General features: G+C 61.0%; 14 protein-coding genes. 10 read left to right on the top strand and 4 right to left on the bottom strand.

Annotated features, from left to right (window positions below):
- Nucleotides 1-19: 19 nt before the first annotated feature.
- The gene (gene asd, locus LARV_RS05570; RefSeq protein ID WP_075072700.1) at nt 20-1,078 is read right to left on the bottom strand and encodes an aspartate-semialdehyde dehydrogenase; all 1,059 of its coding nucleotides are present in this window, start codon (nt 1,076-1,078) and stop codon (nt 20-22) included.
- A 109-nt stretch (nt 1,079-1,187) separates the two neighbouring features.
- Nucleotides 1,188-2,684: an aspartate kinase gene (locus LARV_RS05565; RefSeq protein WP_075072699.1), complete on the bottom strand. Its 1,497-nt coding sequence runs from the start codon at nt 2,682-2,684 to the stop codon at nt 1,188-1,190.
- Nucleotides 2,685-2,900: 216 nt separating this feature from the next.
- Here LARV_RS05565 and LARV_RS05560 point away from each other — a divergent pair, with 216 nt between their 5' ends.
- The 9 genes from LARV_RS05560 (at nt 2,901) to LARV_RS05520 (ending at nt 9,646) form a co-directional block, all read left to right on the top strand.
- Nucleotides 2,901-3,305 carry a hypothetical protein gene (locus tag LARV_RS05560; RefSeq protein WP_075072698.1) on the top strand — a complete coding sequence of 135 codons (405 nt, stop codon included), beginning with the start codon at nt 2,901-2,903 and terminating at the stop codon, nt 3,303-3,305.
- Between the two features lie 116 nt (nt 3,306-3,421).
- The gene (locus LARV_RS05555; RefSeq protein WP_075072697.1) at nt 3,422-3,991 is read left to right on the top strand and encodes a class I SAM-dependent methyltransferase; all 570 of its coding nucleotides are present in this window, start codon (nt 3,422-3,424) and stop codon (nt 3,989-3,991) included.
- Nucleotides 3,967-4,416: an arsenate reductase ArsC gene (locus LARV_RS05550; protein WP_407936368.1), complete on the top strand. Its 450-nt coding sequence runs from the start codon at nt 3,967-3,969 to the stop codon at nt 4,414-4,416. Before LARV_RS05555 ends, LARV_RS05550 begins: the two co-directional genes overlap by 25 nt.
- 92 nt (nt 4,417-4,508) lie before the next feature.
- Nucleotides 4,509-4,868 carry a hypothetical protein gene (locus LARV_RS05545; protein WP_075072695.1) on the top strand — a complete coding sequence of 120 codons (360 nt, stop codon included), beginning with the start codon at nt 4,509-4,511 and terminating at the stop codon, nt 4,866-4,868.
- Nucleotides 4,869-5,153: 285 nt separating this feature from the next.
- Nucleotides 5,154-5,561 carry an ArsR/SmtB family transcription factor gene (locus tag LARV_RS05540; RefSeq protein ID WP_083522345.1) on the top strand — a complete coding sequence of 136 codons (408 nt, stop codon included), beginning with the start codon at nt 5,154-5,156 and terminating at the stop codon, nt 5,559-5,561.
- Nucleotides 5,558-6,805 carry a radical SAM protein gene (locus LARV_RS05535; RefSeq protein WP_075072694.1) on the top strand — a complete coding sequence of 416 codons (1,248 nt, stop codon included), beginning with the start codon at nt 5,558-5,560 and terminating at the stop codon, nt 6,803-6,805. Before LARV_RS05540 ends, LARV_RS05535 begins: the two co-directional genes overlap by 4 nt.
- 25 nt (nt 6,806-6,830) lie before the next feature.
- The gene (arsB, locus tag LARV_RS05530) at nt 6,831-7,922 is read left to right on the top strand and encodes an ACR3 family arsenite efflux transporter (protein WP_075072693.1); all 1,092 of its coding nucleotides are present in this window, start codon (nt 6,831-6,833) and stop codon (nt 7,920-7,922) included.
- A gap of 22 nt (nt 7,923-7,944) precedes the next feature.
- On the top strand, nt 7,945-8,181 hold the full coding sequence (locus LARV_RS05525) for a thioredoxin family protein (RefSeq protein ID WP_075072692.1): 237 nt from the start codon (nt 7,945-7,947) through the stop codon (nt 8,179-8,181).
- 136 nt (nt 8,182-8,317) lie between these two features.
- A complete protein-coding gene (locus LARV_RS05520) occupies nt 8,318-9,646 on the top strand; it encodes a permease (RefSeq protein WP_075072691.1) in 1,329 nt (442 codons plus the stop codon).
- Between the two features lie 212 nt (nt 9,647-9,858).
- On the opposite strand, the gene arsM is transcribed toward LARV_RS05520, so the two are convergent.
- Both arsM and LARV_RS05510 read right to left on the bottom strand, forming a co-directional pair.
- Nucleotides 9,859-11,277, bottom strand: coding sequence for a class I SAM-dependent methyltransferase (gene arsM, locus LARV_RS05515; protein ID WP_075072690.1), 1,419 nt, complete (start codon nt 11,275-11,277; stop codon nt 9,859-9,861).
- Nucleotides 11,278-11,326: 49 nt separating this feature from the next.
- On the bottom strand, nt 11,327-11,695 hold the full coding sequence (locus LARV_RS05510) for an ArsR/SmtB family transcription factor (protein WP_075072689.1): 369 nt from the start codon (nt 11,693-11,695) through the stop codon (nt 11,327-11,329).
- Between the two features lie 264 nt (nt 11,696-11,959).
- Here LARV_RS05510 and LARV_RS05505 point away from each other — a divergent pair, with 264 nt between their 5' ends.
- Nucleotides 11,960-13,546 carry a histidine kinase N-terminal 7TM domain-containing diguanylate cyclase gene (locus LARV_RS05505; protein ID WP_075072688.1) on the top strand — a complete coding sequence of 529 codons (1,587 nt, stop codon included), beginning with the start codon at nt 11,960-11,962 and terminating at the stop codon, nt 13,544-13,546.
- The last annotated feature ends 35 nt before the right edge of the window (nt 13,547-13,581 follow it).

Raw genomic sequence — 13,581 nt, 5'->3', positions numbered from 1 at the left:
GGGTAAAGTCCTAATCTCTTCATCGGCCAATAACTTTCAAGCGCGCCAGCAGTTCGGCGTTGTAAATGGAGCCGCCAGCCGCGCCGCGAATGGTATTGTGCGAAAACACAACCATTTTAATATCGAATAACGGATCCGGACGCACCCGGCCCACCACGGTGGCCATGCCGTTCCCGGTCATGCGATCCAGGCGCGGCTGGGGTCGATCCGGCTCGCGGCGCACCACGATCACCGGCCTGGGCGCCGAGGGCAGGTCCCGCGCGGCTTCAGGCGCCTGGTACTCCGCCAGCACGCGCGCGGCCTCCTCAGGCGTGGCCGGGTTGGCCAGTTCGATCGACAGGCAGACCATGTGCCCGTCGACCACCGCCACCCGGTTGGTGTGGGCGGAAATGCGAAAATCGGCCGGGACGATCTCTTCGCCGCGCAGGCTGCCGAGCATCTTGCGCGGCTCCCATTCCACCTTCTCCTCCTCGCCCCTGATCCAGGGGATGACGTTATCGACGATGTCCAGCGCCGAGACGCCCGGATAACCCGCGCCGGAAAGCGCCTGCATCGAAACCGCGAAGACGCGGCGCAGCCCAAAGGCATCCTGCAGGGCCTTCAGGGCCACGGTCATGCCGGTGCTGGTGCAGTTCGAATTGGTGACGATGCCGCCCGTCCAGCCCCGCCGGCGGCGCTGCGCCTCGAGGATGGCCGCCTGATCGGGGTTGACCTCCGGCAGCAGAATGGGTACGTCCGGCTCGTTGCGGTAGGCCGAGGCGTTGGAGCACACCAGCGTCCCGGCCCGGGCGAATTCGGGCTCGATCTCAAGCGCCGCCTCGGCCGGCAGCGCTGAAAACGCCAGCGGCGTCGCGGCTGAAGCGGCCTCGGTCGGCAGCAGGGTCATCTCCGCCGCCCAGCCCGGCATGTCCCCCGGCAGAATCCAGTGACAGGCCTGGCCGTATTTCTGCCCGGTGGTGCGGTCGGAAGCAGTCAGGGCGACGACTTCGAAGAGCGGGTGACGGTCGAGAAGCTGGACGAAACGCTGCCCAACGCTGCCGGTGGCAGCCAGCACGGCTACAGGAATCTTGGTGGACATGGTTTACCTTTCGCTAATCGGGATTAACCTTTACAGATAAATGACCCGAAACACACGAAGCACACGAAAAAAGAAAAAAGATAAAGCGTTCATAACTCTCCGCCGCCAGCTAACGATCCTCGTTTTCTCTTTTTCCGTTTTCGTGGCTTTCGTGTATTTCTTGGTCGTGACTCTTTTCCGGGCGCAGGATAAGCGCGTGCAGCACGCGCAGCGCGGTCTTGATATCCGCCGCGCCCACCACCAGGCTGATGGACACTTCAGAGGAACCCTGCGCAATGGCGATCACGTTGACGTCCGCCATGCCGAGCGCGTTGAAGATGCGCCCCGACACCCCCGGCGTGGATTTCATCCCCGCGCCGACCACCGTGACGATGCCGACCTCATCCGTGGCCCACACGCTGTCGATATCCCGGTGGTAAATCTCGTGCGCGAAGGTCTCGGTCAGCTTTTCCACCACGCGGTCCGTCGCGCCGGCCGGCACCGCAAAACAGATGCTCTGTTCGGATGAGGACTGCGTGAATAATGGGACGCTGGTTCCCAGGCGGGCAATGGTTTCGAAGGCGCGAGCCGCCACGCCCGGCACGCCCAGCATGCCGCGCCCCTCCACGGTCACCAGGCGCAGATCGCGCACGGTGGTGATGGCCTTGATCACGCCGCGCTGCTGCTCCAGTTCAGCCACCAGGCGCGTGCCCGGATGGTCCGGGTTGAAGGTGTTGCATACCCGCAGGCCGATGCCTGCTTCGATGACCGGGCGGATGGTCTTGGGATGCAGCACCTTGGCGCCGTAAAAGGCCAGTTCGGAGACCTCGCGGTACGAACACACCGGCACGGTAAAGGCGTCGGCCACCAGGCGCGGGTCCGCGGTCATCACCCCGTCCACGTCGGTGTAGATCCAGACGTCATCGGCGGGCAGCGCTGCGCCGATCAGGGCCGCCGAATAATCGCTGCCGCCGCGTCCCAGCGTGGTCACGTTGCCCTGCGCGGTGGACGCGATAAACCCGGTGACCACCGGCACGCTGCCATGCGCCAGCAGCGGCGCCAGCCCCTGGCGCGTCATCCCGTAGGAGGTCTCCAGGTCAGGATGCGCGTCGGTGTAATGATCATCCGTGCGAATCAATTGGGTGGCTTCCACCGCTTCGGCGGCGACGCCCTCCGAATTCAGGGCCGCTGCCAGCAGGCGCACGCACATGCGCTCGCCCGTCGAAGCCACCGCGTCCATCACGCGCGGCGTGGCTTCGCCCAGCACCGCCACCGCCTGGCACAGGTTGACGACGCGCCCGGCCAGTTCACCGATCTCGCCCATCACCGCCCGCCGCCGATCCGCATCCGGGATCAACGCATCCGCGATCGCCGCGTGACGCTGCAGCAGCTCGGCGCCGTCCGCTCGAAAGGTCTCCTCGGATACGGCCACGTCCCGCACCATCCTGAGCAGCAGGTCGGTCACCCCGCTCAGCGCCGATGTGACCACAACCAGGTTTTGCCAGCGCGGTTTTTCGCTGCGCACGATCCGAACCACCTGAGTCATGGCCGCCGGAGTCCCGACGGAGGTGCCGCCGAATTTCATAACCAATGTATGTCGGGAAAGGGGGTCGGGGATGGCTGCCATACGTTCTACTCCTAAGGTTGAAGGCCGCGAGGACCGGTTTGCTCCGCTCGCGTCGATAAAAGGATGCGTTGTTTTCATGGGGGAAGGTTCGGACCGAAATTAATAGGGCAAATTATAACTTCATTCATGCACAATCGAGGAAATTCGCAAGGCCAATCGCCTTGCAGGCTGGCCAGTTTTAGTTGCAAGCTGTTCCTCGCCGCGCTATACTGAATCATGGTTCCCATTTTCGAAAATCAATCCAGGCTCGTTCGCCTGGCGCAAACGCTCTTCTTTCTGCTGGCGGCCGCCATGGCCGTATTCGGGCTGCTCACCTTCTTCTACGGCACGCCGCCGGTCGTGGCCGCGCTGATGCTCGTGGATGCGCTTCTGCTCGGTCTGGCCGGCTGGCTCATCCCGCGGCGTTCGAATTTCTTTTACTCGCTGTCCATCCTGCTGGTCTTGGGCAACATCCTGGCAACGCTGGCCGATCAGTTCGGCTGGGTGGACGCCATCGTTTTGCTGACCTTCGTCGCGCTGCTGGCGGCGCTGTTGGCCACGCGCCGGCAGTTTGAAGAGATTCACCACGGAGGCACGGAGGACACGGAGAAGATGGGCGGGAAGGAGAAAAAGAGAATCTAGAATTCAGTCCTTTTTACCTTCTTCCGTTTTTTGCTCTTCTTTTTTTCTTTTTCTACTCTTCTTTCTCTGTGATCTCTGTGGCTCTGAGGTTATTATCTCCTTTAAGAGAGTGTCCCATGCCCCGATTCGACCACTTTGATTTTGCCGCTCCGTTCTACGAGCAAATCACTCCGCCACCCCTGCCCGGGCCGTTGACCGAACTGCTGGCGATCTTCCAAGGCGCGCGCGTGTTGGACGCGGGCGGCGGCACCGGCCGCGTAGCCCAGATGCTGGCGAAGGAAGGCGCGCGCCTGACCGTGGCCGATATGTCGCAGGGCATGCTGCGCCAGGCCGAACACAAGGGCGGCCTGAAACCCACCCGGGCCGCCGTCGAACGCCTGCCCTTCCCGGACGCGAGCTTCGACCGCGTGCTCATGGTGGATGCGCTGCATCACGTGCGCGATCCGCAGCAGACCGTAAACGAGCTGTTTCGCGTGCTGCGCCCGGGCGGTCGTCTGGTTATCGAGGAGCCGGACGTGGACCACTTTGGCGTCAAACTGCTGGCGTTGGGTGAAAAGCTGCTGCTCATGCGCAGCCACTTCCTCAGCAGCGCGCGCATCAAAGCCCTGTTTCGCAGCGTGCCCGCCGCCCGTCTGACCCTGCGCCGTGAGGACGATACCCTCTGGCTGCTGGTGGAAAAAGGATAGATCCCATACCTCCAAAACGCGTCCTTTTCCTGTGCACCGGCAACTCCTGCCGCTCTCAGATGGCTGAAGCCATCGTCAACCACTTCGCCGGCGACCGCTGGACCGCCTTCAGCGCCGGCAGCGCGCCGACCGGCTTCGTCCATCCGCTGGCGCTGCAGGCGCTGGCCGAGATCGGCATTCAGCACCACGGCGAATCCAAATCCGTAGAGATCTTCCGCGGGCAGTCCTTCGACCAGGTCATCACCGTTTGCGGCGACGCCGAGCCGAACTGTCCGGTCTGGCTGGGCAAAGGGCAGCGCATGCACATCGGCTTCCCCGATCCGGCCAGGGTCGAGGGCAGCCCGGCTGAAGTGCTGGCTGTCTTCCGCCAGGTGCGTGATGTCATGCGCCTTCGGCTGCTGGAATATCTGAAAACAACAATCTAGGGTTATCCGCTAATTTTCTTCGCTTCAACCTCCTCCTTTTCCGGGCTGGATTGCACCCGCAAGGTGCCCGGGTTATTTTTTAGGAGAAAACAATGGCGAAACACATTCTCAGACTGCTCGTGAAAGCGTTCGGAATGGCCGCGCTCATCGGCGTGGGGTTATCGCTGGTGATCTATCTGGCCGGCGCGCGAAATGCAGTTCTATACAGCAACGGTCTTTTCCTCGCGAGTGGCATTCTCATTTTCATTGGTCTGCTCGACCTGATGGGCGGTTACCGGATGCGCTCGGATTTCAAGACGGTGTATTCGCAAAGCGCCGGAGATCCGAACCTGCACCAACGCAACCAGCGCTGGATGGCGGATACCCTGCAGGTCTATTCGATGCTGATATTCTTTGGACTGATGGCTGGCTTTTTATTGGCTGCCGGAATTTTGGTGGACCGTTTCGGGTAACTCGTCGACTGTCTAGGGCAAAGAAAATAAAAAGGACATTTTCCGGATAGAGGTTGGTTGGCCTCTCACACGGGATTATTCCTGTGAAAACCCTCCCTTATGGCACAAGGCTTTTCATTTTCCGCGCCGGGTGCTGAATTCGATTATTTTCGGTCATTCCCGCTACGATCTCTCCTTTGCCGTATCCGGCAATTCTATTCTTCCTCACTCTTCCTCTGTGAACTCTGTGGCATTCTTTTCTCCCCTTGCGCGAATCGCAATTCCGCGTAAAATATATTCAATTTTATGAATATATCATCCCCCACTCCCACCGAAGAATCCATATCCGCCCTCTTCCGCACGCTCGGCCAACCGGCGCGCATCCAGATCCTGCTCCTGCTGGCCCGCGAAGAGGCCTGCGTCTGCCACCTGGAAGCCTACCTCGGCCTGCGCCAGGCGGCCATCTCCCAGCACCTCATGCTGTTGCGCGACGCCGGGCTGGTCAGCGCCAGCCGCGAAGGCCGCAACATCTACTATCACCTGGAGCGCCCTGACCTGCTCGAGTTTTTCCATCTGGCCGCCCGACTGAGCGGGCTCGACCCGGCCGCGCTGCAGCCGCCTTGCCAGCCTCTTGCACCCTGCCCATGCCCGCACTGCAACGCTGCCTGCGATCCGAACACTTCCTGCTCCGGCGTGGACGAGGACTGCGCATGACACCGCGCCCGGATGGCTGGCTGGAGGTGGACGCCCGGGGCAACCTGAATCTGCCGCCCGATCTGATGGCCGAACTGGGACTGCAGCCCGGCGGGCGGGCCGCGTACCTCATCGAGGGCGGCGACGTGCGCCTGCTGCGTTCCACGGACCGGCTGGCCCGCGTCTACATCGAACCGACCGACCTGTGCAACCTGGACTGCGCCACCTGCATGCGCAATGTGTGGGACGAGACGCCGGGCTGGATGCAGCCGGACATTTTCCAGCGCGTGCTGGACGGGCTGAAGCATTTTTCGCCCCGGCCGCTGGTCTTCTTCGGCGGCTACGGCGAGCCGCTGGCCCACCCGCGTCTGATCGAGATGATCCGCCAGGTGCGCGAACTGGGCGCGCCGGTTGAACTCATCAGCAACGGCGTCCTGCTGGATGAAGCCCGGTCCGCGGCCCTCATCGACGCCGGCGTCGATACGCTGTGGGTTTCGCTGGACGGCGCCACGCCCGAGAGTTACTCGGACGTACGCCTGGCCGAAGAACTGCCGCATGTGCTCGACAACCTGAATCGCCTGCGGAAGCTGCGCGACCGGATCGGCAGCGATCGCCCGCAGTTGGGCATCGCCTTCGTGGCCATGCGCCGCAACATCGCCGACATGCCGGCCGTGCTGCGCCTGGGCCTGTCGCTGGGCGCCCGGCGCTTTTCGGTCAGCAATGTACTGGCGCACACGGCCGAACTGCGCGCCGAGGAGCTTTACGAGCGCAGCCAGTACGAACCGCCCGAATCCGGCGCCCGACCGGCGGTCGATTTCCCGCGCATCGATTTCAGCCCCGCAGTCGGCGCGGCGCTGGCCGAAGCCCAGCGCACCGGTTGCACCCTGAACCTGGACGGCCTGACCCCGGGTAAACGCATGAAGACCTGCCCTTTCATCGCCAAAGGCAGCCTTTCGATCCGTTGGGACGGCGCCGTCAGCCCGTGCCTGCCGCTGCTGCACGGCCATGACAGCTACCTGGACGATCACCTGCGCCGTTCGCACGCCTATACGGTTGGGAATCTGAACGAGCGGGATTTGCCAGACCTGTGGCTCGACCCCACCTACCGCGCGCTGCGCGAACGCCTGCTCGACTTCGACTTTTCACCCTGCGTCACCTGCAACACCTGCGAAAATTCGTATCAAAACGTCGAAGATTGCTTTGGAAATTCTCTGCCCGCCTGCGGAGGGTGTCTGTGGGCGCAGGGTATTATTCAATGTCCGTAATTCCATTATTGTGAGGAGAACCACCATGACCGCTGAAAAACCACTGTCTCAACGTCTTTCCACCACCGATCGCCTCCTGACGCTCTGGATCTTCCTGGCGATGGCCGTCGGCGTCGGTCTGGGCGCGCTGCTGCCCGGCGTGGAAAATTTCATCAACCGGTTCCAGGTCGGCACCACCAACATTCCCATTGCCATCGGCCTGATCCTGATGATGTACCCGCCGCTGGCCAAGGTGCATTACGACGAACTGGGCGACGTCTTCCGCAACTGGAAGGTGCTGGCACTGTCGCTGGTCCAGAACTGGATCCTGGGGCCCATTTTGATGTTCGCCCTGGCGATCCTCTTCCTGCGCGACAAACCGGCCTACATGGAAGGCCTGATCATGATCGGCCTGGCGCGCTGCATCGCCATGGTCATCGTCTGGAATGAACTGGCCAAGGGCGATACCGAATACGCCGCCGGCCTGGTAGCCTTCAACTCGATCTTCCAGGTGCTCTTCTACAGCGTCTACGCCTATGTATTCATCACCGTGCTGCCCACCTGGTTCGGCCTGCCGCGCGGCAGCCAGGTCGATATTCGGATCGGCGAACTGGCCAAGACGGTGTTCATCTACCTGGGCATTCCCTTCCTGGCCGGGTTTCTCACCCGTCTGATCCTGGTGAAGGCCAAGGGTAAAGACTGGTATTACAACAAATTCATCCCCAAGATCAGCCCCATCACGCTGGTTGCGCTGCTCTTCACCATCCTGGTCATGTTCAGCCTCAAGGGCAAGCTCATCCTGACCATCCCCGGCGACGTGGTGCGCATCGCCATCCCGCTGCTGTTCTACTTCGTCATCATGTTCCTGGTCAGCTTCGTCATGGGCAAGGTCGTCGGCGCCGATGCGCGCAAGACCACCACGCTCTCGTTCACCGCTGCCAGCAACAACTTCGAGCTGGCCATCGCCGTGGCCGTGGCCGTCTTCGGCATCTCCTCCGGGCAGGCTTTCACCGCCGTCATCGGCCCGCTGGTCGAAGTGCCGGTGATGATCGGCCTGGTCAATGTGGCCTTCGCCCTGCAGCGCAGACTGTTCGCCAAACCGCTTGCATCCCCGGCTCAGGCCACGGGAACAAAATAACTTTCGAGATAAAAGAGGAAAAATGTTAACCATTAAGATTCTGGGCGGCGGCTGCGCCAACTGCCACCGTCTTGAAGCCCTGACCCGCGAGGTCGTCGCGGATTTGAAACTGGATGCCGAGTTCATCGCCGTCACCGATCACACCGAGATCATGAAATACCCGATTCTCTCCACCCCGGCGCTGGTGGTGGATGAGAAGGTCCTTTCATCCGGCCGCATCCCGCCCAAGTCCGAAATTGCGGGCTGGCTGAAGAGATAACCCCAGAGGACACAGAGACCACAGAGATTTTAAGAAGAGAGAAGAAGTAAACGAATGCGCGTTCTTCTTCCATCCTGAATCTCTGTGTTCTTTTTTCCCTCTCTGTGTCCTCTGTGATCTCTGTGGCATTCATCCGATGACCCATATTTTACCTGTACTACTGGAATTACTTCGCGCCGGCTGGTTGAGCCTGCTGGATTATATGGCCGCGCACGTGCTGCTGTGCCTGGTGCCGGCCTTCGTCATCGCCGGCTTCCTCAGCGCCCTGCTGCCCAAGGAAGCCGTCACCCGCTACCTAGGCCCACGGGCCTCGAAATGGATCAGCTACCCGGCGGCCGCCTTCGGCGGTTTCATCCTGGCGGTGTGCTCCTGCACCATCCTGCCGCTTTTTGCCGGCATCTGGAAGCGCGGCGCCGGTCTTGGCCCGGCGGTCACCTTCCTGTTCGTCGGCCCGGCCATCAATATCCTGGCGATCACCTACACCGGCGCAGCCATCGGCTTCGACGTCGCCCTGGCCCGCCTGATTCTCTCGATCGGCTTTGGCATCCTCATCGGCCTGATCATGGCCTGGGTCTATCGCCGCGAAGAAGCCCGGCGCGCCCAGGAAATGGAAGACAGCGGCGTCTTCGATCAGACCGCCCGGGTGCGCCCGGTGGTGTGGGGTTTGCTGGCGTTGCTGGCGCTGGTGCTGGTGGCCGGCACCCTGCAGGTCGACCTGTTGACGAAACCCTTTGCCGACCTGAACCTGCCGTTCGCCGCCGACAGCGGGCTGGTGAGCAGCCTGGCCTCGGCCGGGCTGTCGCTGCAGGGTGCCGCCCTGATTTTGATGATGATCCTGATCGGCCTGCTGGCCTGGAAGGGCTTCGAAAAAATCTACGACCGCTTCGACGGCTGGACATTGGCCGCCCTGATTGCCATCGGGCTCACCATCCTCATCGCCGCGCCGGTGGAGAAAGCCGGAAGCCTGGCCCTGGGACTGAACGGGCGTTTCATGGCCGAAATTCTCCTGCTGGCCGCCATCGGCTGGCTGGGCGCGACCCGCCTCGACCGCGACGATCTGACCGGCTGGATCTGGGAAACCTGGAAATTCGTCAAGCAGATTTTCCCACTGCTCATCGTCGGCGTGTTTCTGGCCGGCGCTGCCAAGAATATCATCCCATCCCAATGGGTGCAATCGCTGGCCGGCCGTAACACCCTGCTGGCCAACTTCGCCGGCGTGATCTTCGGCGTGTTCATGTATTTCCCCACCCTGGTCGAAGTGCCGGTGGCCAAAATGTTCCTCGACCTGGGCATGGCGCGCGGCCCGCTGCTGGCTTACCTGCTGGCCGACCCCGAGCTCTCGCTGCAATCCATCCTCGTTTTGAACAAGATCATGGGCCGCAAGAAAACCGGTCTGTACGTCGGCCTGGTGGCCGTGCTGGCGACCGTCGCCGGCTGGATCTTCGGAGCTTTTGTGGCAGCTTAATCGATATAGGCTGGAAGATTAATCACCACGGAGACACGGAGAAGAAATAACTAGCTAGATAAAAGATGCGGGAATGATAGTTCATTCCCGCATCTTTTTTATTTACATTTACAAACAGCTCCTTATATTGTGCCAGGTTCTTTGTATTTACTGTCTTTTCTTTCTCTCTTTTCTTCTTCTCCGTGTACTCCGTGTCTCCGTGGTGAATCCTCTTAACAGCACCCCGAACCGCCGCAGCCACCCGCCGGTTTGCGCGCCGACACCTTGAGACTGTAGATTTGCGTCCCGTCCACCACGCCGTTATCGGCGCTGCGCCGGGCTGTTACGTCCACAAAACCCGCCTCGCGTACCAGATCGAGATATTCCTTCTCGGGCAGCGCGCCGCTGACGCAGGCCGACCATTCGCCGGGGTTCTCGCGCAGGTTTTGCGGCAGCGCCGCGCTTGTGACCACGTCGCTGATCTCCAACCGGCCGCCGGTTTTGAGCACCCGGAAGGCCTCGCGGAAGGCCTGGCCTTTGTCCTCGACCAGGTTGATCACGCAGTTCGAAATGACCACATCGACCATCCCGCCGCCCACCGGCAGCGCTTCAGCCTGCCCCTCGCGGAATTCGACGTTGGCAATGCCGGCGCGCTGGGCCGCGGCACGGGCGCGTTCGAGCATGGCCGGCGTCATGTCCACACCGATCACCCGTCCGTCGGGCGCCACTCGCTGGGCCGCCAGGAAAGAATCCAACCCGCCCCCACTGCCGATATCCAGCACCACCTCGCCGGGTTTCAACGCCGCCAGTGCCAGCGGATTGCCGCACCCCAGCGAGATTTCCTTGGCTTCCAACGGCATGCCTTCGAGGTCGGCCTCAGTGTAATCCGGCAGGATGCTCACATCTTGAAGGTCGGTCTCCACGCCGCAGCAGCTCGATCCTCCGCCGCAGCCGCAGCCGCCGCTGGCGGCCGCCGAATAGGCTTGCTCGACGTCATCGCGCATGCTGACCCGCCGGGTACCCGCCGCCACGAACACGCTGATGTCGGCCCGGCTGTTCTGCGAATCCGCCTCCGACGCGGCGCAGCAGGACTGGCCGGTGCAGTCGACCAGCACGTTCACCAGGCCGCTTTCACGCAGCCAGGCGCGCACCCTGTCGCGCTCGAAACCCAGCCACACATCGGCCATTTCAGCCTTCATCCAGGAATTCGTGTGCTTGTCCAGGTCTGTGATGACCAGCCGCCCGCCCGGTTTGAGCAACCGGACCATCTCGCGAATGGCGGCCAACGGATCGGCGCAGTGGTGCAGATACATGTTGGCAAAGACCGCGTCCAGGCTGGCGTCCGGCAGCGGCAGCGAAAGCCCCTCCGCCTGCTGGAAGACCACATTATCGAAGTCGGCCAGATTGCGCTGCGCCACGTCCAGCATGGCCTGCGAGGCGTCCAGCGCGTACACTTTGGCCACTCGCGACGCCAATCCGGCGCTGAGGAAGCCCGTCCCCGCGCCGACGTCGGCGACGACCATTTCGGGCCGCAAATACGCGTGCGCAATGGCGGCGTCGCGGACCTCCAGGCCGAAATACCCGCTGCGAAGTTCATCCCATTTACCAGCTACCTGGTTGAAATACTTTTCCGAATCCTTTGTCATACCCATGAAGATTTTCCCTTCCCATCCAACTGAGAAATATCGATCCGATTGAGAATTATTCACCGCCCGGGCAGCCCGCATTGCAGGCCGCTGCAGGGGTCGTCTTTTCACAGCAACCGGGCAGCCACCCGTCGATGGCTTCCTTGAGCCAGCGAATACCGTCTTCATTCAGGCAGTAACACGTCGCCGGCCCTTCCAGTTCCCCCACCACCAGACCGGCCTCGCGCAGCACCTTGAGATGCTGGCTGACGGTGGATTGAGCCAGCGTGGTAAATTCGACCAGTTCACCGGTGATGCACATTTTGTGTTCCGCCAGCGTCTGAACCATGAAAAGGCGCACCGGGTTGCCCAACGCCTTCAGCATGTTGGCCATGCGTTGTTCATCCTGGGTGAGCGGCCGCAAGGTGGAATTTTCTTTTGCCATCTCTTCATTCCTTATATCGTAATTTTACGATAAATCATCCATCTGTCAAGGGTAAACGAACGCCGCCCGGGATCGGAGGGTAGATCCACTTCTGTAAGCGTTCAAAACATTAACCCATTATCGATTGCCATTTGCCATCATCTCAACTTATAATCATCGAATAATAGGAAGCATTCCCCTGTTGGATGATCGCCATCCCTTTGCGAGGTTTGGGATCGGGGAAAAGTAGCCTTCCGATTTTTCCGGCCCGTCACGCGGCGCATCATGGATCAATATACCTTCTTCATCCTATTGTCGCCCTTTGCCATTGCCACCGCTTCCGTGGTGGCGTTTTACTGTTGGAGGCATCGAAGCTCTGAGACAGCCCGCGCCCTGGCCGCCTGCCTCACATCCGCCGTTGCGTACCTGTTCATCAATGACCTTGAACTGGTGACGACCGCGCCGGATGGAAAACTCTTTTTTGCGCAGGTCTGCTACCTGTGTATCAGCTTGCTCACGGTCAACTGGATGGCCTTTGCTCTGGCCTTCTCCAATCGCGAAAAAGTACTGAAATCGCCGTATTTTCGCCTGTTGTGGATCATCCCCGCCCTCACGATTGGGCTGGTATTCACCAATTCGTATCACCACCTCATCTGGAAGGATATCTTCTTCCTCCCGGTCAATCACGGCTATCTGTATTTCCGCGTGGTCGCTTACGGGAGCTGGTTCTGGGTCTTCTGGTTCCACTCCTATTTCCTGATCCTGGCCGGCGCGGTGTTGATCATCTGGAATTCCCTCTCCAGCCAGCGGACATTGCCCATGCGCACCCGCCTGACTCTGGCGGGCGCCCTGCTGCCGTTGGTCATCAACCTGATCTACGTTCTGCGCCTGATCCCCGGTTTTTACAAAGATTACTCGCCGCTGGCGTACGCCTTCAGCGGAATCCTGTTCGCGATCAGCATTTACCGTTTTCAACTGCTCGAGCTGCCGATGTTAGGCCGCTCGATTTTGATCGACAATATGAGCGACGGGATGCTGACCCTGGATTCGGCAATGCGGGTGGCCGATCTCAACCCGGCTGCGAACCGTATCTTCGTCGATGCGGCTCAACCCGCCCCCCGGATCGGAGTCCCATTCCCCCTCCTGAGCAATTACATTCGCCAGTTCGACGCCAGGCCGCAGAGCGACCTGCTCGAAAACGAGATCGTATTTACGCAGGCTGGCGAAAAGGTCTATTACGACCTGCAGATTCGCCGCCTGTACGACCCAAACCGTTCAGAGGTCATCGGCTATCTGATTTCGCTGCACGCTGTCACCGAGCACAAGAAATTGCTGGAGGCCGCGCGCAAACTGGCCATGGAAGATGCGCTAACCGGGGTGTTCAACCGCCGGCACTTCATCGAATTGGCCCATGATGAACTGGCGCAGTCGCGCTCCAAACCGGTGTACTTCTCGATCCTGATGATCGACATCGATTTCTTCAAGACGGTTAATGATACGCTCGGGCACATCGGTGGAGACCAGGTCCTGCATGCCTTTGCTCAACGCCTGCGCATGTTGCTGCGCAGCACCGATGTGATCGGGCGCATCGGCGGTGACGAATTCATTGTGATGCTGCCGGATACCAGTCTTGATAACGCCCGCCTGCTGGCCGAACGGCTCTGCGCCCGGGTGGCCGAAAAGCCCATCGAAACCGAGGATTACGGAGCCTTTTCGATTACCATCAGCATCGGCGTGTCCGAGTGTTCGACAAAATATTCCAAAACACTCGAGCCCGCCATCGCCCTGGCCGACAAGGGATTATTCCAGGCCAAAGACCTGGGCCGCAACCGCGTGCGTATCTACGACGTCGCCCTGCAGTCTCAGCGTTAAGCCAGCGAATGGATAGTCCACCTCAAGCCGGTGTG

It is taken from the genome of Longilinea arvoryzae, assembly GCF_001050235.1.
GTDB lineage: Bacteria > Chloroflexota > Anaerolineae > Anaerolineales > Anaerolineaceae > Longilinea > Longilinea arvoryzae.
Note: the sequence above shows the minus strand (reverse complement) of the source record. Positions and strands in the feature narration are given on the sequence as shown.

Coding starts and splice junctions, on each gene's coding strand:
- arsB (WP_075072693.1), top strand. CDS start 6,831: ATGACCGCTGAAAAACCACTGTCTCAACGTCTTTCCACCACCGATCGC.
- LARV_RS05520 (WP_075072691.1), top strand. CDS start 8,318: ATGACCCATATTTTACCTGTACTACTGGAATTACTTCGCGCCGGCTGG.
- LARV_RS05555 (WP_075072697.1), top strand. CDS start 3,422: ATGCCCCGATTCGACCACTTTGATTTTGCCGCTCCGTTCTACGAGCAA.
- LARV_RS05505 (WP_075072688.1), top strand. CDS start 11,960: ATGGATCAATATACCTTCTTCATCCTATTGTCGCCCTTTGCCATTGCC.
- LARV_RS05560 (WP_075072698.1), top strand. CDS start 2,901: ATGGTTCCCATTTTCGAAAATCAATCCAGGCTCGTTCGCCTGGCGCAA.
- LARV_RS05540 (WP_083522345.1), top strand. CDS start 5,154: ATGAATATATCATCCCCCACTCCCACCGAAGAATCCATATCCGCCCTC.
- LARV_RS05525 (WP_075072692.1), top strand. CDS start 7,945: ATGTTAACCATTAAGATTCTGGGCGGCGGCTGCGCCAACTGCCACCGT.
- arsM (WP_075072690.1), bottom strand. CDS start 11,277: ATGGGTATGACAAAGGATTCGGAAAAGTATTTCAACCAGGTAGCTGGT.
- LARV_RS05545 (WP_075072695.1), top strand. CDS start 4,509: ATGGCGAAACACATTCTCAGACTGCTCGTGAAAGCGTTCGGAATGGCC.
- LARV_RS05535 (WP_075072694.1), top strand. CDS start 5,558: ATGACACCGCGCCCGGATGGCTGGCTGGAGGTGGACGCCCGGGGCAAC.
- LARV_RS05510 (WP_075072689.1), bottom strand. CDS start 11,695: ATGGCAAAAGAAAATTCCACCTTGCGGCCGCTCACCCAGGATGAACAA.
- asd (WP_075072700.1), bottom strand. CDS start 1,078: ATGTCCACCAAGATTCCTGTAGCCGTGCTGGCTGCCACCGGCAGCGTT.
- LARV_RS05565 (WP_075072699.1), bottom strand. CDS start 2,684: ATGGCAGCCATCCCCGACCCCCTTTCCCGACATACATTGGTTATGAAA.